General features: G+C 70.0%; 17 protein-coding genes. 12 read left to right on the top strand and 5 right to left on the bottom strand.

The features are described from left to right. Nucleotides 1–126 precede the first annotated feature (126 nt). The gene (locus AB0I12_RS27360; RefSeq protein WP_359934798.1) at nt 127–1104 is read left to right on the top strand and encodes a helix-turn-helix domain-containing protein; all 978 of its coding nucleotides are present in this window, start codon (nt 127–129) and stop codon (nt 1102–1104) included. 48 nt (nt 1105–1152) lie between these two features. Here AB0I12_RS27360 and AB0I12_RS27355 read toward each other — a convergent pair whose 3' ends face one another. Continuing rightward, nucleotides 1153–4785 (bottom strand): S8 family serine peptidase, encoded by a 3633-nt coding sequence (locus AB0I12_RS27355; RefSeq protein WP_359934796.1) that lies wholly within the window; start codon nt 4783–4785, stop codon nt 1153–1155. A 147-nt stretch (nt 4786–4932) separates the two neighbouring features. Between AB0I12_RS27355 and AB0I12_RS27350 the strand changes: the two genes are divergently transcribed. Further along, entirely contained in the window at nt 4933–5742 is an 810-nt protein-coding gene (locus tag AB0I12_RS27350; RefSeq protein ID WP_359934794.1) for a PrsW family intramembrane metalloprotease, read from the top strand. Next, on the top strand, nt 5726–6841 hold the full coding sequence (locus AB0I12_RS27345; protein WP_359934792.1) for a pyridoxal phosphate-dependent aminotransferase: 1116 nt from the start codon (nt 5726–5728) through the stop codon (nt 6839–6841). The genes AB0I12_RS27350 and AB0I12_RS27345 overlap by 17 nt, the downstream gene beginning before the upstream one ends. Here the strand turns inward: AB0I12_RS27345 and cysS are convergent. Next, nucleotides 6838–8319 carry a cysteine--tRNA ligase gene (gene cysS, locus AB0I12_RS27340; RefSeq protein WP_359934790.1) on the bottom strand — a complete coding sequence of 494 codons (1482 nt, stop codon included), beginning with the start codon at nt 8317–8319 and terminating at the stop codon, nt 6838–6840. The two genes, AB0I12_RS27345 and cysS, sit on opposite strands and share 4 nt — an antisense overlap. A gap of 335 nt (nt 8320–8654) precedes the next feature. On the opposite strand from cysS, the gene AB0I12_RS27335 reads away from it, so the two are divergent. Beyond that, entirely contained in the window at nt 8655–9770 is a 1116-nt protein-coding gene (locus AB0I12_RS27335) for an endonuclease (protein WP_359934788.1), read from the top strand. 1 nt (nt 9771) lies between these two features. On the opposite strand, the gene AB0I12_RS27330 is transcribed toward AB0I12_RS27335, so the two are convergent. Then, nucleotides 9772–12378, bottom strand: coding sequence for a hypothetical protein (locus tag AB0I12_RS27330; RefSeq protein ID WP_359934786.1), 2607 nt, complete (start codon nt 12376–12378; stop codon nt 9772–9774). 182 nt (nt 12379–12560) lie between these two features. On the opposite strand from AB0I12_RS27330, the gene AB0I12_RS27325 reads away from it, so the two are divergent. The 3 genes from AB0I12_RS27325 to AB0I12_RS27315 all read left to right on the top strand — a co-directional run bounded on the left by AB0I12_RS27325 (nt 12561) and on the right by AB0I12_RS27315 (nt 15545). Then, the gene (locus AB0I12_RS27325; protein WP_359934784.1) at nt 12561–13613 is read left to right on the top strand and encodes a hypothetical protein; all 1053 of its coding nucleotides are present in this window, start codon (nt 12561–12563) and stop codon (nt 13611–13613) included. Nucleotides 13614–13616: 3 nt separating this feature from the next. Beyond that, nucleotides 13617–14648 (top strand): hypothetical protein, encoded by a 1032-nt coding sequence (locus AB0I12_RS27320; RefSeq protein ID WP_359934782.1) that lies wholly within the window; start codon nt 13617–13619, stop codon nt 14646–14648. Between the two features lie 72 nt (nt 14649–14720). Continuing rightward, nucleotides 14721–15545, top strand: coding sequence for a siderophore-interacting protein (locus AB0I12_RS27315; protein WP_359934780.1), 825 nt, complete (start codon nt 14721–14723; stop codon nt 15543–15545). A 3-nt stretch (nt 15546–15548) separates the two neighbouring features. On the opposite strand, the gene AB0I12_RS27310 is transcribed toward AB0I12_RS27315, so the two are convergent. Both AB0I12_RS27310 and AB0I12_RS27305 read right to left on the bottom strand, forming a co-directional pair. After that, the gene (locus AB0I12_RS27310; protein ID WP_359934778.1) at nt 15549–15800 is read right to left on the bottom strand and encodes a hypothetical protein; all 252 of its coding nucleotides are present in this window, start codon (nt 15798–15800) and stop codon (nt 15549–15551) included. 90 nt (nt 15801–15890) lie between these two features. Then, complete coding sequence (locus AB0I12_RS27305; RefSeq protein WP_359934776.1) at nt 15891–16598, bottom strand: hypothetical protein; 708 nt, start codon at nt 16596–16598, stop codon at nt 15891–15893. 46 nt (nt 16599–16644) lie between these two features. Between AB0I12_RS27305 and AB0I12_RS27300 the strand changes: the two genes are divergently transcribed. The 5 genes from AB0I12_RS27300 to AB0I12_RS27280 all read left to right on the top strand — a co-directional run bounded on the left by AB0I12_RS27300 (nt 16645) and on the right by AB0I12_RS27280 (nt 22041). Continuing rightward, the gene (locus AB0I12_RS27300; RefSeq protein WP_359934774.1) at nt 16645–17535 is read left to right on the top strand and encodes an aminoglycoside phosphotransferase family protein; all 891 of its coding nucleotides are present in this window, start codon (nt 16645–16647) and stop codon (nt 17533–17535) included. A gap of 12 nt (nt 17536–17547) precedes the next feature. Further along, the gene (locus AB0I12_RS27295; RefSeq protein WP_359934773.1) at nt 17548–18006 is read left to right on the top strand and encodes a group II truncated hemoglobin; all 459 of its coding nucleotides are present in this window, start codon (nt 17548–17550) and stop codon (nt 18004–18006) included. Nucleotides 18007–18083: 77 nt separating this feature from the next. Further along, entirely contained in the window at nt 18084–19139 is a 1056-nt protein-coding gene (locus AB0I12_RS27290) for a glycine betaine/L-proline ABC transporter ATP-binding protein (protein WP_359934771.1), read from the top strand. After that, the gene (locus AB0I12_RS27285; RefSeq protein ID WP_359934769.1) at nt 19139–21091 is read left to right on the top strand and encodes an ABC transporter permease subunit; all 1953 of its coding nucleotides are present in this window, start codon (nt 19139–19141) and stop codon (nt 21089–21091) included. The genes AB0I12_RS27290 and AB0I12_RS27285 overlap by 1 nt, the downstream gene beginning before the upstream one ends. Continuing rightward, nucleotides 21088–22041 carry an ABC transporter substrate-binding protein gene (locus tag AB0I12_RS27280; protein ID WP_359934767.1) on the top strand — a complete coding sequence of 318 codons (954 nt, stop codon included), beginning with the start codon at nt 21088–21090 and terminating at the stop codon, nt 22039–22041. Before AB0I12_RS27285 ends, AB0I12_RS27280 begins: the two co-directional genes overlap by 4 nt. Nucleotides 22042–22407: the final 366 nt, after the last annotated feature.

Below are 22407 nucleotides of genomic sequence, written 5' to 3'. Positions count from 1 at the left end.
CGGAAAGTGACGGGCGCTCACCCAGCCTCTGATGACACTCGGGTGTCATGGCTCGACAGTGCCAATAGGAAAGCGCTCGCTTCCGGATTGCGAAGCCTGATTAGGTGGTGGCCGGAGGTGGGGTGGATGCCGGACGGTGCGTTGCTGGACGAACGCGAGGAGCAGGCCTACCGGCTGCTCGTCGGACTGGCGGCGGCCAGGGCCGGTGACCTTGCCGAGGTCGCCAAGCTGCCGCAGCAGGAGGCCGACGAGGTGCTGCAGCGGTTGCAGGCCAAGGGGCTGGTGACGGTGCAGCCGGCCGACGATCCGGTGTTCCGGCCGTTGCCGCCGGACGTGGCTTTCGGTACGACGCTGCTGCGGCGCCAGGAGTCGCTCGAGGCGGCCCGGAAGACCGTGGCCGCGCTCAGCGAGGAGTTCCGGGCCAGCGCGAGCCGACGCGACGCGCACCACCTGGTCGAGGTGATCGTCGGCGCCACCACACTTCGTGAACGGCTGCGCGACCTGCAGAACGCGGCCCGCGAGGAGATCCTCTGGTTCTGCCGCGCGAACCCGCTCGCGATGCAGGGCGCCGACAACACCGAGGAGTACGGCGCGTTGTCCCGCGGCGTCCGGTACCGGGCGATCTACGAGCGCGCGCTGATCGAGACGCCCGGTGAGCTGGACTCGATCGCGGAGGGGGTCAGCTGGGGCGAGGAGGCGCGGGTGGTGCCGACGCTCCCGGTCCGGATCGCGATCGTGGACCGGTCGACGGCGATCTGCCCGCTGGTCCGCGACGACGAGCAGAGCATCGGGGAGCCGTCCGCCGCGATCATCAGCCGCGGCCAGTTGCTGGACGCGCTGCTGGCGCTGTTCGAGAGCTACTGGGAACTGGGGACACCGGTCCGCCTGCAGCCCGAGGAGGCCGAGGAGTCGGAGGGGCTGGACGACTCCGAGCGCTTGCTGCTCTCACTGCTGGTCGGCGGCGTACCGGACAAGTCGATCGCCAATCAGCTGGGAATCAGCCGCCGAACCGTCCAACGCCGCCTGGACCGCCTGATGGCCCTGGCAGGCGTCGACACCCGAACAGGCCTGGCCTTCCAGGCCGCGAAGCGCGACTGGCTGTAGGTCACGCGGGCCGGCGGCGGAGGGGGATCCGCCGCCGGCCCGTGTGAGTCAGCGGACGCCGTAGGCGCGGATGACCGTCTGGGTGACCTTGGCGCCGTTCGGGGCGGTGGCTGCGACCTTCAGCGACACGGTGTCGTGGGCGTTCGGGACCACGGCCAGGTAGTGGCCGACGGCACCGATCACCGCGAGCCGCGTCCAGGTCTTGCCCTCGTCGAACGAGGCCCAGGCCTGCAGCGCGGTCGCACGCGGCGACTCGAGGCCGACGACGTGCGTCCGGGCGCCGACCCGGCCGGTCAGGTCGACCGGGACCTTGTAGTCGATCTGCTGCAGCGCGAGCGGCACCGCCTTGTCCTCGGCCTGCTTGGCCGAGCGGAACTCCCAGGAGGTCTGCGTCCGGGTACCCCAGTTCCACTCGCCCTCGCTGTCGATCCGCTCGGTCGACAGGTCGAGTTTGTACGCCGCATCCGCGCTGGAGGTGATCACGTCCTCCCACGCGTCCGGAAGGTCGGCGATGACCTGACCGTTGCGCGACAGGGTCGCCGACGCCTTCGTGGTCTCACCGATCGTGTAGTGCCCGACCGCGTCGACGAACGCCGGGATGCGGAGCGACAGCCGGTCCCCGGTGCGCGTGGACTGCACACCAGGCGCTGCCGCGGGCCGTACGACCGGACCGAACCACGTCTCGTCCGACACACCGGTCCGGTAGCTGCGCGGTACGGACGTCATACCGCCGGCCAGCGGGTTCATCGTGTCCCACGTGTAGAGGTGATGCACGCGGTGCTGCCAGAGCGAGTCACCCGACGTCACCCATTCCTCGCGGACCTTCGGCGTCTCGACGAAACGCTGGGAGTCGTTCCACGAGTACTCCTGCCACGGCCGCCACCCGAACCGCTGCTCCTTGGCCCAGTTGAACCCGCCGTTGTCGGCGTACCGGGTGGTGATCCGGGCGCTGTTCGCCGTCGTCACCTTGTAGGTGATCTTTGCCGGGATGAACCCGCTCGACACCTGCTGTACGTCGTACAGGTACGGGCTGGACGTGGTGAGCGTGAGGTCGATCGTGGCACGGCCCTGACGCGCACGGGCGAGAAGCTTCTGACCGTCGTTGTACGTCGTCACCATGGCCGGGATCGGCTCGCGGTCGCCGACCGGACGCCAGACCGTCCACGCGGACCAGTCGGCCGGCCGGACCAGGATCACCGCGGCGGCACCGGCCTTCGAGGCCGCCTCGATCTGGTCCCCTTCGCTGCCGTTCCCCCAGCCGTCCTCGCTGGAGTCCAGGACCGCGACAGCGCCCTTCACGCCCTGCAGCGACGAGTCGGCGTACACCAGCGGGAACCGCTTCTTGCCCTCGTACGACGGCGACTGGTGCAGCAGGTTGATGTCCAAGGGGCCAGGGACCCCTTGCACCGATGCCTGGACCAGGGGTGCGACGAGTTGCCAGCGGGACGAGAACTCGAAGCTGCCGTCCGTGACCGGCTTCGTCGGGGTCACGTTGACCTGCTTGACGGTGCTGAAGTGCATGACACCGTGGCTGATCGACCGGCCGTTGCCGTACTCACGGTGCACGTAGTAGCTCAGGATCGCCTGCTGTTCCGACGGCTTCGGGGTCTCGATCGTGATCGGGACCGCCTTCCGCGCGTCGATGACGATCTCGGTGTCCTTGCTGACCACGATGTTCGGGTCGGTGAACAGGCTGACCTGCTCGTCCTGCGGGTCATAGTTCTCCACCAGCGAGTGCAGCAGGTAGGTGCCCTCCTCGACCTCGGCGGTGAACGTCTCGCCGTCCCCGATCCAGGCCAGGACGTCGGAGCGCGAGTTGTCGCCGTACAGCGAGATCACCGGGACGCCGGTGGGCTGACCGTCGAGGCCGACCGCGCGCAGCGTCACCTTGTGCTTGGGGCCGGCCCGGAGCGCGCCGACCGCGGTGTGGGTGACGACGCCGTCGGCGCCGGTGGCGACGATCCAGCCGCTGTACTGCCCGCGGCCGAGCTTGGCCGGGTCCAGCGTCAGCGGTACGTCGGCGGTGCCGTTCGCCGGGACCGTGACGGTCGCCGGCAGGCCGAAGCCGTCGGTCTCGGGCTGCTTGTCGTCGAGGTTGGTGACCTGGACGGAGAGGTTCAGCGTGACCGCGGCGGCGGAGTCGTTGCGGTAGGTGATGGTCCGGCTGCCCGCGTCCGCGGTGTCCACGCCGAAGTCGGCGACGCCGCTGGCGGTCACCTTCTGCGCGACCGCCCGGGTCAGGTCGACCCGACCCGAGCCCTGCTGGTACACGGTCTGGTCCGGCTGCGTCTTCGCGGTGCTGACCAGCGCGTTCTTCAGCTGGTCGGCCTTCCAGTCCGGGTGCTGCTGCGCGAGCAGCGCCGCCGCGCCGGCGACGTGCGGTGTCGCCATCGACGTACCCGACGCGGAGGTGTAGAGGTCGTCGACCGGGCCGCCCATCGCCGTGCCGGTCGCGCGGGCGGCGATGATGCCGACGCCGGGCGCGGTGATCTCGGGCTTCACGCCGGCGTCGCCGAGCCGCGGTCCGCGGCTGGAGAAGTCGGCGAGCTTGTCCTCGCGGTCGACGGCGCCGACGGTCAGCGCGGACGCCGCGGCGCCCGGCGTACCGACCGACTCGTCCTGGCCGTCGTTGCCGGCCGCGACCACGAACAGGGTGCCGGTCTGGGCGGTGATGTCGTTGACCGCCTGGCTGAGCGGGTCGGTGCCGTCGGTGGGGCCACCGCCGAGGCTCATGTTGACGACCTTCGCGCCTTCGGCCGCGGCCCACTCCATCCCGGCGATGATCCAGGAGTCGTAGCCGTACCCGTCGTCGTTCAGCACCTTGCCGACCAGCAGGTCGGCCTTCGGCGCGACGCCCTTGCGGGTACCGCCGGCGCCCGCACCGGTGCCCGCGATGCTCGCGGCGACGTGCGTGCCGTGACCGAAGTGGTCCTCGGTGCCGGTCGCACTGCCGGAGAAGTCCTGGCTCTCCTTGACCTTGCCGTCCAGATCCGGGTGCGTCGCGTCGACGCCGGTGTCCAGTACGGCGACCTGGACGCCGGAGCCCTCGTACCCGGCCTTCCACGCGTCCGGGGCGCCGATCTGCGGCACGCTCTTGTCGAGCACCGGACGGACCTTGCCGTCCAGCCAGATCTTGGTGACGCCGCTGTTCAGCGACCGGGCACCCACGGACGGCTTCAGCGATTTCCACAGCTCCGGCAGTTGGTCCTTCGCCGCGGTCAGCGCGCGACCGCCGATCGAGGGCAGCTGCCGCGTGGTCGTCGTACCGGCGAGGCTCTGCGCGGCGCGGGCGCCGGGCGTGTCCTTGACGATCAGCGGGAGGCTGGAGGCCGTGCCGTACCCGTCGGCGATCAGTTCGTCGACGTCGAACAGGTCCACATCCAGGACGCCGGAGGACACGAACGGTACGGCGTCGCTCGGCAGCACGCGGAGCCCGCCGTCGACCTCGACGGTGTGGAACGAGACGCCTTCGCGGCCGGCGGCAGGCCGGACCGTGGCGGCCTTCTTGCCGCCGCCGGCGTCGGTCACTTCGACCACGTCACCGGTGATCAGGGTGACCGCGGACGTCGTGACCGCGGTGGACCCGGAGGGAGGGGCGGCGGCGGACGGGATCACCGTCGCCGCGCCGAGTGCGAGGACCGCCGCGGTGGTGAGCGCGGCGGCACGTCGGGTGGAGGACATAGGCGGGATTCTCCTTCGAGAGGCTTGGGGCAGGCACACCTCTGCTTCCGACAGAGTTTGCAATCCCGTCACACCGATCCGCCCTGTCCACGACCGCCGTGGATGCGACATGGCGCAACCACGCCACGAACCGGCACCATTCACCTCATGAGCGCGCAGCAGCTGGTCCGCCGGTGGGCCTGGGTCGGAACCTTCCTGGTCGGGGCCGGGCTGTACCTGGCCGTACTGGCCGTCCTGACCGACACCGGGAACCCGAACCTGTTCCCGACCATGATCCTGCTCGGGGCGCTCGTCGTACCGCTGACCTTCGTGACGTTCGCCGCCGGCCGGTCCGGGCGGTGGCTGATCGACGGGCCGACGCTGGGCGGCTGCCTGCTGTTCGGCGGCGTGGTCGGCGTCCTGGTCGCGGGGCTGCTCGAGTACGACGCGATGCGCCGCCTCGGGACGCTGCCGATGGTCGGGGTGGGGCTGATCGAGGAGGCGGCCAAACTCGTCGTACCGGCGGTCCTCGTGGTGTTCTTCGGGCACCGGTACCGGACGTCGATCGGCCGCGGGATCATCATCGGCGTCGCGGTCGGCACCGGGTTCGCCGTGCTGGAAACGATGGGCTACGCGTTCGTCGCGCTGCTGCAGTCGAACGGCAACGTCGGCGCCGCCGAGCAGACGCTGTTCATCCGCGGGCTGCTCTCCCCGGCCGGTCACGCGGCCTGGACCGGTTTGGCGTGCTGGGGCCTGTGGCGGTTCGTGACCGCGCCGAGCGGCAAGCACTTCGCGGGCTTCCTCGGCATGTACGCGCTGGCCGTCGCGCTGCACTCCACGTGGGACGGTCTCGGCGGCCGGGTCACCTACGCCGTGGTCGGCGCGATCTCGATCGGTCTGCTGCTCTACGGTCTCAAGCGCGCGCAGCGTGCCGAGCTCGGGCAGGTCGTGAAGGAGCCGTATGCCGACCCTGCCTGACTTCCGCCTGGAGACCTATTTCGCGCGGTGGGAGTTCAGCGCGCGCTACCACCTGACCGCGTCCGACGCGCAGACGCTGCCGATGTCCGAGCTGCTCGCGCTGGCCGACGAGGACGGCCGGGAGCGCTGGGAGTCGCTCACCCTCGGCTACACCGAGACCCGCGGTCTCCCGGCGTTGCGCGAGGCGATCGCCGCGACGTACACCACTGCTGAGCCCGAGGACATCCTCTGTTTCGCAGGCGCCGAGGAAGCCATCTACCTGGCGATGCGCACCCTCTTGGAGCCCACGGATCACGCTGTCGTCCTGACCCCCAACTACCAGGCAGCGGAAACTGTCCCGCTGTCCGTGTGCGAGGTGACAGGGGTGGCACTGCAGCCCGGCGACGGATGGGCACTCGACGTCGACGCGATCGCAGCCGCTCTGCGCCCGAACACGAAGCTCGTGTCGGTCAACTTCCCCAACAACCCCACCGGCGCGCTCCCGGCCCCGGACGCCTGGGCGCAGCTCGTCCAGCTGTGCGACGAACGCGGCATCATCCTGTTCTCGGACGAGGTCTACCGCGGCCTCGAAGCGGATCCATTGCCGCAGGCAACAGATCTGTCGGGGACGGCGATCTCGCTCAACGTGATGTCCAAGGCGTACGGCTTGCCGGGCCTGCGGATCGGGTGGATCGCCTGCCGCGACCGCACGGTTCTGGACCGGCTCGAACGTGCGAAGCACTACACGACGATCTGCAACGCGGGGCCGAGCGAGGTCCTCGCGCTGATCGCCCTGCGGGCCAGGGACTGCATCCTGGAGCGCAACCGGGGCATCATCGCGCGCAATCTGCCCCTGTTCGAGGAGTTCTTCGGGCAGCATTCCGAGCTGTTCGAGTTCACCGCGCCGGACGGCGGCTGTGTCTGCTATCCGCGCTACCTCGGCCCCGACGGCGTCGAAGCGATGTGCGCCGAGCTGGTCGAGCAAGCGGGTGTGCTGTTGCTGCCGGCCAGTATCTACACGTCGGAGCTGACCGAGACGCCGAAGGATCGCTTCCGCCTCGGGGTGGGACGCAGCGGGCCGGAAGAGGCGCTCGCGGCCTGGGCCGACTGGCTGGACTAGCTGGTGCGGGTCCAGGTCGGGCCGTCGGCGGTGTCGGTGACCTGGACACCCAGCTCGGCCAGCTCCGCGCGCAAGGCGTCGGCCCGCGCCCAGTCGCGGGCAGCGCGTGCGGCCTCGCGGTCCGCGACCAGTTGCTCGACGGCCCCCTCGTCCACCGCGGAAAGGTCGGCTGCCTGGTTGACGTCCAGCGCACCGAACGGCAGCCCGAGGACGGCGGCGCACGCGGCCACGACCGCCCGTTGGCCCTGCTCGGACAGCGCCTGATCGCGCAGTGACTCCTGCAGCAGCGCGAGCACGCGAGGCGTGTTGAGGTCCGCGCTGATCGCCTCGTCGATCTGGTCGATCACCGCGACAGCCGCGGCATCGTCTCCGGCCGCGGCGCGGGCCTCGTCCGCGGTCGTCACCACCGGCAGCTCGCCGAGAGACGCCGTACGACGAGCCAGCCGGCGCAGCGCGGACTGTGCGCTGTCGAGCCCGGCCATGGTGAACTCGAGCTGAGCGCGGTAGTGGCCGCCGAGCAGGAACAGCCGGTACGCGAGCGGTTGGTAGCCCTGCTTCGCCAGGTCGCTGACGGTCAGGATGTGACCGGCCGACTTCGAGATCTTCGCCGAGCCGAGCTGCAGGAACTCGTTGTGCAACCAGAACCTCACCCACGGCTGCCCGTCGCCGAGATACGCCTCGCTCTGGGCGATCTCGTTGACGTGGTGCAACTGCCGGTGGTCGACGCCGCCGGTGTGGATGTCGAAGTGCTCGCCGAGCAGCAGCATGCTCATCACCGAGCACTCCAGGTGCCAGCCCGGCGCACCCCAGCCCCACGGCGAATCCCACCGCATCGCCCGCAGCTGTCCGGGCGCCTCCGCCCGCCACAGCGCGAAGTCGGTCTTCGCCCGCCGGCCGGGCACCTCCTCGACGCGCGCGCCCTCGAGCTGACCGCTCACGTCGATCAGCCCGAGCTGTCCGTACGTCGGGTCCTTCGAGGTGTCGAAGTACAGCCCGGACTCGATCTCGTACGTGAAGCCGCGCTCGACCAGGCGCTCCGCGAACGCGATCATCTGCTCGACGTACTGCGTGGCGCGCGGGTAGTGGTGCGCGGGCAGGATGTTCAGCGCGGCGAGGTCGGCGAAGAACGCCTCGGTGTACATCGCTGCGATCTCCTCGACCGACCGGCGTTCGCGGGCGGCCGCGACCTCGAGCTTGTCCTCGCCGAGCTCGGCCTCCGCGACCGCGTGGCCGACGTCGGTGATGTTGATGACGTGCTCGACCTGCCGGCCCTTCCAGAGCAGGGCGCGGCGCAGGGTGTCGGCGAATGTGTAGGCGCGCAGGTTGCCGATGTGCGCGAAGCTGTAGACCGTCGGGCCGCAGCTGTACAGCCGCACCACGTTGTCAGGGTTGCCGGCGCCGTCCGTGGCGGGCGTGAAGTCCTCGACGCGGCGCCCGAGGGAGTTGAAGAGTCGCAACGGCATGGACGGCGTGGTCACCAGCGCGATGCTACCGGTCGAGGAGTGAGATGGCCCGGGCGGAGGCATGGACAACGCGTGGTGGAGTGAGTACCGTCCGTAAACGGCGTCCGCTCCACGCCGACCTCGACGGTGAGGTGCCGCCCGCCAGTGGCACCTCGCTGGTGTGTGGGCAGAGCGGGCCGCGGCGGTCAGTCACGGCCTGATGGGGGCCCGTACACCCAGGTGGGGTGGTGAACGGCACTCACTCGTTCACCGCCCCACCGGTTCAACTCTTCACCTGCTGTTTGTTAGGTGGCCCGGCATCCGGGGCAGACTGATCTGCGTCCGGTCCCCAACCGCCCCTGGGAGTAGCCGTGTCCCGATTCTTCCGTCCGGCGTTGCTCGTCACCGCCGTACTGGCACTGCTCGGTTTCGGCATCACGCCGTCGAACGCCGCCACCGCAATCTCCGTCAGTACGGCGATCAGCCGCCAGGACGGATCAGTTGCCTCGGTCACCGGGTACGTCGTCGGCCAGCCGACCGCGACCACCACGGTTGTCCGCAGCAACTTCCCGAACGACTACGCACTGGCCCTCGCCGACTCGGCGTCCCAGACCAGTACGTCGGCGATGCTCTACGTGCAGATCCCGGCCGAGTTCCGCGCGTCGTACGGGCTGCAGAGCAACCCGAGCCTGCTCGGCCGGCAGATCACCGTCACCGGGTCGCTCACGGCGTACTTCTCGCATCCCGGCCTGAAGAACGCGACCGCCTTCACCGGCGGCGGCTCCTCGGATCCCGGTGATCCCGGCGACTACTACGCCGGCGCCGAGGGCAAGACGGGCGCTGCGCTGAAGTCCGCGCTGCACACGATCATCTCGAGCCAGACCAAGCTCACCTACGACCAGGTCTGGGACGCGCTGAAGGTCACCGACCAGGACCCGAGCAACAGCAGCAACGTCATCGAGATCTACTCCGGCCGCTCGATCAGCAAGAGCCTCAACGGCGGTGACGCCGACGACTGGAACCGCGAGCACGTCTGGGCCAAGTCGCACGGCGACTTCGGCACCGCGACCGGCCCGGGCACCGACATCCACCACCTGCGTCCCGAGGACGTCACGGTGAACTCGGCGCGCGGCAACCTCGACTTCGACAACGGCGGTACGTCGGTCGCGCAGTGCTCCGGCTGTACGGCGGACTCGGACTCGTTCGCGCCGCGGGCCGCCGTGCGCGGCGACGTCGCCCGGATGATCTTCTACATGGCCGTGCGGTACGAGGGCGACGACGGGTTCGCGAACCTCGAGCTGAACAACTCGGTCGGCAACGGCACCGCGCCGTACATCGGCAAGCTGTCGGTGCTGAAGGCCTGGGCCGCGGCCGACCCGCCGGACGCGTTCGAGAAGAACCGCAACGAGGTCATCTACAGCCAGTTCCAGCACAACCGGAACCCGTTCATCGACCACCCGGAGTGGGTCGCCTCCATCTGGCCGTGAGCTAACGCTTGGCCTGCAGGTCTTCGCGCTTGGGCCCGCCCGCACCGAGGGCGGGCCTGAGTGTGTCCGCCGAGGCGAGCTGTGCGCGGGCCGCGGACGGCAGCGCGACTCCGGCCTGGGCGGCGCTGACGCCGAGGCGGGTCTGGACCCAGTCCTGGAAGCCCGGGTCGGCGACCCGGATCTGGTGACCGGTACGGGTCAGCAGGCCGCGCGAGACGAGTTTCTGCGCGGCGCCGTCGAGGTCCCAGCGGGCCGGCCCGGCGGCCTCGGAGCGGGACGGGATCGGCATCCCGCGAGAGCCGTGCGCCGCGGTCTTCGCGAGCAACTCCTTCTCCGTCGGTGCGCAGTTGTACCAAGCCGCGTCGTACAGCGCCCGCGACTGGGCGTTGAGCCGGCTCGTCGCCGTCGTGGCGACCTCGGTCGTGATGCCCCGCTCAGGTCCGGCGAGCTCGAGGGCGGCGCTGGTCAGCGTCCGCAGCCGGCTCGGGTTGCCATTGGCGGCGTCGACCAGGTGGTCCACCGCCTCCGGCTCGAACCGGATCCCCGCCTGCTCCAGCGGCCGGGTCAGCGCGGGCCGCAGTTCCTCGGCGCTGAGCGGCGTGAGCCGCCGTACGTCGAACCGCGCGGCGTCCTGGGTCTCCACGCCGGCATGCCCACCCGATGCCTCGAGCAACCGGCTGGTGGCTTCCTCGCCGCCCGCCGCGATCAGGAACAACGGCTTGCGGGACCGATGCAGGTGCGCCGACAGCTCGGTCAGTGCGACCAGGTCGGTCTTCGACGCGGCGTCCAGGTTGTCGACCATCAGCAGGATCGGTTGCCGCTTGGGGTGCGCCATCTTCGCGAGGTGCTCGGCGACATCGTTCAGCGTCGTACCGACGGAGTCCTTCTTGACGCCCTCCCACGCGGTCCCGACGCGGATCTTCGGCCCTGGTGCGATCCCGAGCCCGACCTGCGCCGTGTGCATCGAGTTCCGGGTCCGGATGGCCATCTTGTTCAGGAGCTGCTTCAGCTCCTTCACCTCACCGGCCGGATACTTGCCCTCGAAGTTCCGCAGCTGGCCCTGGACCGCGCGGATGACGCGGGCCTCCAGCGACTCGCGGCGGGACGCGTCCAGCCGGATCGAGATCCACCCCTGCTCGTCGGCGAACGCCTTCGTCCTGGACAGCTCCTGGCTGGTGCCCATTCCCGGGGGGCCGGTGAACAGCACCGAGGTGCCGCGCGGGGTCCGCTGGTCGAGCGAGACCGGTCGGCCCTGCTCGTCCGTGCGGTCGACCTGGTGAACGAGCTCCCGGGCGTTGCCGAACACCTGGTTGACCAGGGCACGGTCGCCGAGCGGATGGGCCGGTGCGAGCGCGGCCTCCTGGCGGCCGGGCTCGATCGGCTGCGCGTCGGAGTCCGGCGGCGTCTGGCCCAGATGGTCGTTCAGCCAGTCGCGGAATCCGCGGTCGGGGATCGTCACGACCCCGCCGTCGTGCTCGCGCAGCAGCCCGCGGGCCACCAGCTCCTGGCGAGCCCGGTCGATCTCCTGCCAGTTCCCGGGGCCGGCGGCGCCGGTCTCGGCCGGCATGGACAGCCCGGCCGGGCTCTGGGCGGCGACGCGCGCGAGCAGGTCCTTCTGCGCGTGCGTGGTGCCCTTCTGGTCCCACACGCTCTGGTACATCACCGCGGTGTCGGCCCTGACCTGGGCGGTCGCGGTGGCGGCTGACCCGACCGTGATCCCGCGCTCCGGGTCCCGGTACGCGACCGCGGCTTGCCCGAGCCGCCGCAGCCGGCCGGGGTCGCCGTTGGCCGCGGCCAGCAGGTCGTCGATCGCGGCGTGGTCGTAGGCGATCCCGGCCCGGTCCAACGGCTCGGTCAGTGCCGGCCGGAGCTGCGCGTCGGCCAGCGGACCGAGCTCGCGGATGTCGAACTGGTTGGTGATCGTGGTGGCGATCCCGGACATCCGGCGGGACGCGTTCATCAGCGCGCTGGTCGACATCGAGCCGCCGGCCGCGACCAGCCAGACGGGACGGTTCAGCTCCTCGATGTGGATCGCCAGCTCGTTCAGGCCGGCCCGGTCGTGCTCCGACGCCTGGTCGATGTTGTCCACCAGCAGCAGGATCGGCTTGCCGTCGATCTCGGTGAGCTTGCCCAGCTCGTCGGCGAAGTCGTTCAGCGTGGTGCCGAGATCGTCGTACGCCGTGGTGTCCTTCTCGCTCTTGCCGATCAGCTCGACCGGCATCGGACCGCCGCCGAGCCGGTACTCGATACCGACTCGGGTCTTGCGGCCACTGCGGGTGAGGTCGCTGACCGTCCGGCTGAGCTTGCGCACCGCTCCGCGCCGGAACCGGGCCCGCAGCGCGTCGAGGTTGGTCCGGACCGCGCCGGTCAGCTGGTGCTCGAGCGGGACGTTCGCGGAGGCCGTCAGCCGGATCGCGGTCCAGCCCTGGCGGGCCGCCAGGTCCTCCGCGCGGTCCAGCTCCGAGCTCTTGCCCATCCCGGGCGGACCGGTGAACAGGATCGCCTTGCTCTCCGGCAGCACGTCACCGAGCGAGATCGGGTTGCCGAGCCGGTCGGTCCGCGTGACGGAGTACGCCGGGTGCCGGACCGTACCGAAGACCTGGCTCATTGCACCAGCCTGCGGACCGTAGCCGTCGCCGACGCGGGCGACGCGTGACCGAGCGGTTAACAGTCGGCCCCCGGAAGTTGAACCCCGGGCGCGCGGCAACCGGTCTACACGCTCCGGCCCGATCGCGCAGTCCTGGACCGAAAAGGTTGGAACGACCCTGTACCGCTGTCACCCTCAGTTGCATGCGAATCAGACGAGTACTCGCGGCGCTGCTGGCTGCACCGCTTGCGGGAGTCATGCTCGGTGGTGCGCCGGCCGCCCAGGCCTCCCCCGATCCCTACCTGACCATCTCTCAGGTCACCCTCGACCGTACGTCGGTCGCGGTGTCCGGCCTGAACACCTACCCGATCAACGTGACCGTGAAGGGCGGCTACCACTCCGGTGAGCCGGGCGACAACGGTCTGGTGCTGAACATCGTGCTCAAGCGCACCGGCGGCACCGGCCCGCGGGACAGCATCGTGTCCGCGGACCTGAAGCGCACCGCCGGCACGATCGAGAACGGCACCTGGACCGGTCGGCTGAACGTGGCGTCGACCGCCAACGGCACCTTCAAGGTGACCGGCGTGATGACCGGTCCGTACGGCTCCCCGGGCTCCGGGACCCCGGTCGACCCGACGCCGTACTCCGGCCAGACGATCACCGTGAAGGGCACGAACCTGCCGAAGATCACTGCATCGGTGAATCCGAAGGTGGTGCCCTGGGGCAAGCCGTACTCGATCACCTGGGCGGTCACCAACACCGCGACCGGCAAGCCGTACGGCTCGCAGATCCCGATCGGCCTCGGCGTCGACACGCCGTGCGCCGAGGGCGGCAGCCCGATGTACAAGACCGGGACGAACGGCCTGATCACCAAGCCGTACACCGCCTCCGACGGCGGCGCGCTGAACTGTGCGCACATCTACGCCGACCCGTACTACATCGTCGGCCAGTGGCTGTTCGTGGCGCACCCGGCGATCGTGTCGGCGGTGCCCTCGAAGACCAGCGCCCCGGTCGGAACCATCGTCCCGGTCAACGGTTCGGTGTACCGCGTAGGTGGTTGCTCCGTGCAACTGCAGCGGCTGTACGGCGCCTCGCAGTGGCGGTCGGTCGGCACCGCGTCGGTCCGGCAGTCCGGGCGTTTCACGGTCAACGCGCAACCGGCGTACAAGGGTCTGATTCCGTACCGCGTCTACTTCCCGACCTGCGGCAGCATCGTCGCGGGGCTCAGCAAGACCTTCTACATCCGAGGGACGTGACCCATGAAACGAGCACTGTCCGCCCTGCTTGCCGTACCGATGCTGGGGCTGGGGTTGGCCACCGGGCCGTCGGTCGCGCAGGCCGAGCCCGATCCTGACCTGCACATCACCTCGGTGACGCTGAACAAGACCAGCGTCGCTGTCAGCGGCCTCAACACCGCACCGGTCACGGTGACGGTCAAGGGCACGTACGACGCTGACGCGAAGACTTCGGTGAACGTGATCCTCGAACGGACCGGCGGCACCGGCCAGCAGCGGACGCTGTTCTCCACCAACCTGCCGCGGCTGGCCAACGGGACGTGGAGCGGACCGCTGCAGGTCCCGTCGACCGCGAACGGAACGTTCAAGGTCACCGGCGTGATGACCGGCCCGTTCTTCCCGGGCAGCGGGAGCATGACCGACCCGACGCCGTACTCCGGGCCGTCGCTCGCGATCACCGGGACACACCAGCCGAAGATCACCGCATCGGTGTCCCCGAAGGTGGTGCCGTTCGGCTCCGGGTTCAAGATCACCTGGGCGGTCACCGACGCGCAGACCGGCAAGCCGTACGGCAGCCGCGTCCGGGTGGTCCTCGGAACCGACAACATCTGCGCCGAGTACTTCGGCCCGGGCTACACGAACCTCACCGGCACCAACGGCCTGGTCACGAAGTCCTACTCGGCCGATTCCGCCAACTGGGTCAACTGCCTGCTGCTCCCCGGCAACCCCGCGTCGGTCGGCGGGCTCGGGCTCGTCGTCGTCCGGCCGGGCATCGTGTCCGCGGCCCCGTCGAAGACCAGCGCACCGGTCGGCACGATCGTCCCGGTCAACGGGTCGGTGATGGGTGCACCGTCCGCGTGCAAGGTCCAGCTGCAGCGGCTGTACGGCGCCTCGCAGTGGCGAACCGTCGGCACCGGCGCGATCCGCCAGAGCGGCCGCTTCACCCTGAGCGCGCAACCGGCGTACAAGGGACTGATCCCGTACCGCGTGTACTTCCCGAAGTGCTACAACTACCTGGCCGGCGTCAGCAAGGTCTTCTACATCCGCGGAACCTGAGCGGCTCTTGGGCGGGTGGGTTAAGGTTAGTTAGGTTGCCCTAACCTGCCCGCCCGAGAGGATCGTCGTCGCGTGACCACTCCCGCACCCCGCCGTAACCGCGTCTGCAAGCGCGCCGTCGTCCTCCGGACCGAGCGGATCACGCCGCACATGATCCGGGTCGTGTTCTCGTCCGACGACTTCGCCGACAATGGGTACACCGACCACTACGTGAAGCTGCTGTTCTGCAAGGACGGCGTCGAGTACCCCGAGCCGCTGGACATGGGCGTGGTGCGGGAGACGTACCCGGCCGATCAGTGGCCGACGATGCGGACCTACACGGTCCGGAGCTGGGACGAGGCGACGCGTGAGCTCGCGATCGACTTCGTGCACCACGGCGACGAAGGGGTGGCCGGTCCGTGGGCGGCGTCGGCGCAGCCGGGCGACGTGCTGTGGTTCAACGGCCCCGGCGGCGCCTATACGCCGGACACGGCGGCCGACTGGCACCTGCTGGTGGGTGACGAGAGCGCCCTGCCGGCGATCGGCTCCGCGGTCGAGCAGTTGCCGCCGGGAGCCCGCGCGACCGTTCTCGTCGAGGTGGCGGACGGCGCCGAGGAGCAGAAGTTCGGCGGCTCCGGCGACGTCGACGTGCGCTGGTTCCATCGCGGGACCGCCGGCGCCGAGCGCGGCGACGGTCTGGTCGCGGCGGTGGAGGCGTTCGACTTCGGCGACGGAACGCCGCACGTGTTCGTGCACGGCGAGGCCGGGTTCGTGTTCCGCATCCGCAAGAACCTGTTCCAGGTCCGCGGACTCTCCCGCGACCAGGTCTCCCTGTCCGGCTACTGGCGCCTCGGCAAGAACGAGGACGGCTGGCAGGCGGAGAAGGCCGAGACCGCCCGCCAGGAACGGTCCTCCTAGAGCTCAGTCACGCTCGACCGTCCGGCGCTGACCGGCCCAGTCGTACACGTCCTGGAACAGGTGCGCGTGGATCGCCTCCACGTGCCGGCCGTCGTACGTCCGCGGGATGTCGGCCTCGCCGGACTCCAGCTGCCGCTGACGTTCGGCCGCCGCCGCGTACTCCAGGCCCTTCAGGATGTCCTTGTCGAGCTCGCCGAACTCGTTCCGCAGCGTCTCCTGGTGGGGCGGTGGGTAGACGTACGGGTCAGTTGCCACCCGCGTCAGCCCTGATTCGTCGCGTGCCGGCGGGCGGCGGCGTGGGCGCGACGCAGGTACTCGTCCTGGTCGATGGCGCCGCGGGCCGGATCAGGCTCCGCGGCGCTCGGCGAGGACGTCGATCAGCGAGCCGGCCTGGTTCGTCGGGAGCACCCAGTCCTCGCCGTTCACCTGCAGGATCACGGCCGGTCCCTCGCTCGCGACGGCGTGCGTGATCGCGATCGGGAACCGGAGCCGCTCCGCCCCCGACAGCGAGAACTGGTGCGTGGCGGTGATCGCGCTCAGCGGGTAGGTGCGGAACTGCTGCTCGGACCGCGGCACCGGATGCGACTGCACGGTGACCGAGTCCGCGCCGACCAGCACCGCGGCGAGCGGGATGCCCCGCAGCCGGAAGACCAGCTCGTACGGCGTACCGGCGAGCTCGGGGTCGAACGGGACGAGCAGGGCGCGGTCGGCGGCGCGCGCGAGCGCCAGCCCGCCGACGATGCCCACGATCAGCCCCGGCAGGGCGAGGATCGCCGGCCACCACACCCCGACGGCCAACGGGAAGAGCGTCACCGTCAGCCCGGCCAGCCCGCCGAACAGCCCGGCGACGCCCAGCCACCAGCGCGGCGTGTACCGGTGCCGCCGGCGCAGCACGAACCCGAGCACCAGCATCGCGACCGGCACGACACACCCGATCCACGCGGCCGCCGGACCCGTCGCCGCGATCGCCGCGACGACCACCAGCAGCACCACGGGAATGCCCAGGTACGCCACTGCCACCAACCGCTGCGCCCGCCGATGCCTGCTCTCCACGGGAAAACCCAAGCACATGTCTGCCGCAGCACCTACTCTGCCGAGGGTGATCGAGATCCCCGCGAAACTCGTCCGGAACCACAGCGCGAAGGCCGCCGACTGGCTGGACGGGCTGCCCGGGGCAGTCCAGCGGTACGTCGACGAGTGGCAGCTGACCGTCTCCGGCGACCCGTTGAGCGGCGAGGCGTCGCTGATCGTCCCCGTCGTACGGCGCGACGGCACCGCGGCGATGCTCAAGCTGCAGCGCGTCGACGAGGAGTCCGAGAGCGAGGCGCTCGCCCTGCGCGCCTGGAACCACGACGACGTCGTCGAGGTGTACGAGGACGACCCCGAAACGTCGACCCTGCTGCTCGAGCGCCTCCAACCTCGGACGCTGAACGACGTTCCCGATGACGTCGAGGCGACGCGCATCCTCGCGGAGCTCCTGACCCGTCTGATGGTCGTCCCCGCGCCACCCGGGATCCGTCAGCTGTCGGACATCGCGGCCGGGATGATCGAGGACGCGCCACGGATACTTCCGATGCTCGCGGACCCGGCCGAACAGGCACTGGCGCGGCGCCTCGCCGACCGGATGGCCGAGTTGCTGCCGGAGCCGGGTGACCGGTTGCTGCACTGGGACCTGCACTACGGCAACGTGATGGCCGCGGAACGGCGACCGTGGCTGGTGATCGACCCGAAGCCGCTGGCCGGCGATCCGGCGTTCGAGCTGATGCCGGTGTTGTGGAACCGGTGGGACGATCTGGTCGCGACCGGCGACGTCTCGCAAGCGATCCGCAACCGGTTCGACCTCATGCTCGGGGTGACCGGCATCGACCGGGACCGGGCCCTCGGCTGGACTGCCGGGCGGATCCTGCAGAACATTCTGTGGTTCACCGAGGACGGCGACACCCGGATCGAGGACGAGCTCGCGGCGGTGTCCGCTGCCCTGTTCTCGTGATTACATGATTACGTGACTACTCCGACGCTGTACGAATGGGCCGGCGGGCACGAGGCGCTCCGCCGGCTGACCGAGGTGTTCTACGACCAGGTGCTCGAGGACCCGATCCTGGCGCCGGTCTTCGCGCACATGAGCGAGAACCACCGCGAGCACGTGGCGATCTGGCTCGGGGAGGTGTTCCGCGGCCACAGCCGTTACACCGACGAGCTCGGCGGCTACCCGGCGATGCTGTCGCACCACCTCGGCCTCGGGCTGACCGAGGAGCAGCGGTCGCGCTGGGCCGCCCTGATCGCCCGCAGCGCCGACCCGGCCGGCCTCCCGGACGACCCGGAGTTCCGCTCGGCCTTCGTCGCGTACGTCGAGTGGGGCACCCGCATCGCCCTGGCCAACTCGCAGCCCGGCGCGACCCCGCCGCCCAAGGCTCCGGTGCCGCACTGGGGCTGGGGCGAGGCGCCGCCGTACCAGCCCTGACAGGAGTTGAGGGCCCGGCGGTTGGGTAGAGTCCCGGTTCACGTTGTGTCTGCCGGCGGGGATGCGAGGGTTTACCTGTGACCGCTCAGCTCGAGTACCCCGACATTCAGGATTCCGAGGCGCTGCTGTCCGTGCAGGGCCTGTGGAAAGTCTTCGGCCCGAAGGCGCAGCGGATCCCGCACCGTCCGGACCTCGCCGCCCTCGATCGCCCGGAGCTGTACGCGAAGACCGGGTGTACGGCGGCTGTCCGCGACCTGAGCTTCGACGTGGCGCCCGGCGAGGTGTTCGTGGTGATGGGGCTGTCCGGCTCGGGCAAGTCCACGCTGGTGCGCTGCCTGACCCGGCTGATCGAGCCGACGGCCGGGCGGCTCACCTTCGAGGGCGAGGACCTGCGCGCGGCCGACGAGAAGCGGCTGCGCGCACTGCGGCGGAGCAAGTTCTCGATGGTGTTCCAGCACTTCGGCCTGCTGCCGCACCGCAAGGTGATCGACAACGTCTCGTACGGCCTGGAGATCCGTGGCGAGAGCAAGCCGGACCGGCGGCGCCGCGCTCAGGAAGTCATTGACCTGGTCGGCCTGGCGGGTAACGAGCACCTGTACCCGGAGCAGCTGTCCGGCGGCATGCAGCAGCGCGTCGGCCTGGCCCGCGCGCTCGCGAACGATCCCGACGTGCTGCTCTTCGACGAGCCGTTCTCCGCGCTCGACCCGCTGATCCGGCGCGAGATGCAGACCGAGGTGGTCCGGCTGCACCGCGAGGTCGGCAAGACGATGGTGTTCATCACCCACGATCTGTCCGAAGCGCTCAAGCTGGGTGACCGGATCCTGTTGATGCGCGACGGCGCCGCGGTCCAGCTCGGCACCGGCGACGAGTTGGTCGGCGCACCGGCCGACGACTACGTGCGCGAGTTCGTCCGCGACGTACCGCGGGCCGACGTCCTCACGCTGCGCTGGATCGTCCGCGATCCGCGCCCGGACGAGCCGCTCGACGGTCCGGAGCTCGCGCCCGACGTCCTGGTCCGCGAGGCGACCCGGCTCGTGCTCGAGTCCGACCGCCCGGTGAAGGTCGTGGACGGCGGGACGTTGCTCGGGGTGATCGGCGACGAGGAGATCCTCGCCGTCGTCGCGGACCACTGATGGCTGCCATCACGAGCGACGTCGAGGTCGAGGTCCGGCGGCCTCGGCGCAGCGTGGTCCTCGGCGTCCTGCTCGTCGTCTGGGTCGCGGCGTACTTCGTCCTGCGCGGCATCGACACGCTCGTCCTCGGCGGCCAGGACACGACCGCGCTGCATCGGTGGCTGAACGATCACCGCGACGACGTCGGCCAGGGCAACGCGTTCTTCGACGCGATCCGGTTCGTCGTCGACCAGTTCGTCGTGCTGCTGCAGAACGTCATCTCGCAGCCGTCGTTCGACCGCCCGGTGCCGGTGATCGGGTGGCTCGGCGTGGTCGCCATCGCCGCCTACTGCGCGTGGGCGTTCGGCACCTGGAAGGTCGCCGTACTGACCGCGGCCGGGCTCGTCTTCGTCGGGCTGCAGGGGCTGTGGCAGGAGAGCATGGACACGCTCGCGCTGACGATCGCGGCGGTGCTGCTGTCGCTGCTGGTCGCGATCCCGCTCGGCATCTGGGCGGGGCTGTCGAACCGTGCGTTCCGGGTCGCGACGCTGGTGCTCGACCTGATGCAGACGTTGCCGACCTTCGTGTACCTCGCGCCGCTGACCTTGTTCTTCGCGATCGGGCCGGCCGCGGCGACGATCGCCACGCTGATCTACGCCGCTCCGCCCGCGGTCCGGCTGACCGCGCACGCGATCCGCTCCGTGCCGCCCGAGAGCGTCGAGGCGGCGCGCTCACTCGGCTCGACGCGTGGGCAGACGCTGCTGAAGGTGCTGCTGCCGATGTCGCGGTCGACCGTTGTCGTCGGCATCAACCAGACCATCATGGCCGCGCTCTCGATGGTGACCGTGGCCGCGCTGATCGACGCGCCGGGTCTCGGCCAGACCGTGCTGAAGGCGCTGCAGACCCTCGACGTCGGCGTCGCGTTCAACGCGGGGCTGGCGATCGTGGTGCTCGCGATCGTGCTCGACCGGGTGACGACCGCGGCGGGCGACCGGCCGTGGCGTACGGCGAGCGTGCGCCGCAAGGTTCTGCTCGGCGTCGGCGCAGTCGGTGTGCTGGTCGCGGTCTGGTTCTCCCGGACCTATGTGTGGGCGGCCGAGTTCCCCTCGGACGTGAACATCGGCTCGCGGATCGCGGTGGTGGCGTCGGACGTGACCGCGTGGGTCCAGGACGTCTTCGGCGGGTTCACGTACGGCGTCCGGGACGTGGTGACCGTGGGCCTCCTCAACCCGCTCGAAGGCTTGCTGACCGGATCTCCGTGGTGGCTCGTCAGTGCGGTCCTCGTGGCGCTGGGGGCCGTCCTCGGAGGCTGGCGCGGCGCGGCCCCGGCGGCGGTGTGCTGCGCGCTGCTGGTCGCCACCGGGGTGTGGCACGACAGCATGGTCACCCTGGCGTCGACGCTGCTCGCGACGGTCGTGGTGGTCGCGGTCGGGCTCGCGCTCGGCGTGTGGGCCGGGCGGAACCGGCGGGTGGACGGCTGGATCCGGCCGGTGCTGGACGCGGGGCAGACCATGCCGCCGTTCGTGTATCTGGTGCCGTTCCTGGCGTTGTTCGGGACCAGCCGGTTCACCGCGATCGCGGCGGCGGTGGTGTTCGCCGTACCGGTGACCACGAAAATCGTTGCCGACGGCATCAAGGCGGTGCCGGGCGCGACCGTCGAAGCAGCCAACTCGGTCGGGTCCAGCGCCTGGCAGGTGATCAGCAAGGTGCAACTGCCGGTGGCCCGGCGGGCGATCACGCTCGCCGTCAACCAGGGCCTGATCTACGTGCTGTCGATGGTGGTCGTCGGCGGGCTGGTCGGCGCGGGCGCGCTCGGGTACGACGTGGCCGCCGGTTTCGCGCAGAGCGAGTTGTACGGCAAGGGGCTGGCCGCCGGGCTGGCGATCGTCCTGCTGGGCGTCATGCTCGACCGCGTCACGCAGGCCGCGGCACGCCGTACCCAGGATTTCCAAGGTAGAGGAGACAAGCGGTGAAGAAGCTCCGGTACGCCGGTGTGCTGACGGCGGTCGCGCTCGCGGTCGCGGGGTGCGGCGGGGAGAAGGTCGGCGCGCAGCCGCAGCCGAGCGCCGGCAAGGAGTGCGGCTCGTTCAACCTGACCGTCAGCCCGTGGGTCGGGTACGAGGCGAACGCGGCGGTGGTGGCGTACGTCGCGACCAAGGACCTCGGCTGCAAGGTGGAGAAGAAGAACCTCAAGGAAGAGATCGCCTGGCAGGGTTTCTCGACCGGCGAGGTCGACGTGAACCTGGAGAACTGGGGCCACGAGGACCTGAAGAAGAAGTACATCGAGACCGACAAGGTCGCGGTCGAGGCGGGCTCCACCGGCGTCAAGGGCGTGATCGGCTGGTACGTGCCGCCGTGGATGGCCGAGAAGTACCCGGACATCACCGACTGGAAGAACCTGAACAAGTACGCCGCCCTGTTCAAGACGTCGGAGTCCGGCGGCAAGGGGCAGTTGCTCGACGGCGACCCGTCGTACGTCACCAACGACGAGGCGCTGGTGAAGAACCTGTCGCTGAACTACAAGGTCGTGCAGAGCGGCAGCGAGACCGCGCTGATCCAGGCGTTCCGGGACGCGGAGAAGAACAAGCGGCCGCTGCTCGCGTACTTCTACGAGCCGCAGTGGTTCTTCAACGAGGTCAAGCTGGTGAAGGTCAACCTGCCCGCGTACACGGCCGGCTGCGACGCGGTGCCCGCGAAGGTGGCCTGCGACTACCCGCCGTACGACCTGGACAAGATCGTCTCGAAGAAGTTCGCCGACTCCGGCAGCCCGGCCTACGACCTGGTCAAGAACTTCCAGTGGACCAACGAGGACCAGAACGCCGTCGCCCGGATGATCGCGGTCGACAAACTCACCCCCGACCAGGCCGCCGAGAAGTGGGTGAAGGCCAACGAGTCCAAGGTCAACGCCTGGCTCGGCAAGTAACCACCGCCCGTCGAACAGCAGCAAAAGCTCAAGAAAGAAAGAAGAAAAGAAAGAGATGTAGGGGAAGTTGGCTGCCTGGCTTGGTTTGGCGGTGCGGTGACACTCGGCATGCCAGAAGATGCCTCGCCCCCATCAGCACCACCAACCGAGTCGGCAGTACCCGAGGCGCTGGTGATGTGGCTGTCCGCACGGTTCCCCGTCGGCGGCAAGGTTCCTCCAGCAGTACATCGCGGTTGGCGAACACGCCGGTCAGCTCGGATTCGTGAGGCACAGCACCTCGTCGAGCAGCGGCATGATCGCGCGGTAGATCTGCGCAGCTGGGGATTCGTTGAGGGCTTCGCGACCGGGTGATGGACAGCGCTGAGT

The sequence above is a fragment of the Kribbella sp. NPDC050459 genome, assembly GCF_040655315.1.
In the GTDB taxonomy this organism is placed as follows: domain Bacteria; phylum Actinomycetota; class Actinomycetes; order Propionibacteriales; family Kribbellaceae; genus Kribbella.
The sequence above is the reverse complement of the archived record's forward strand: the minus strand, read 5'-3'. Positions and strand labels throughout refer to the sequence as shown.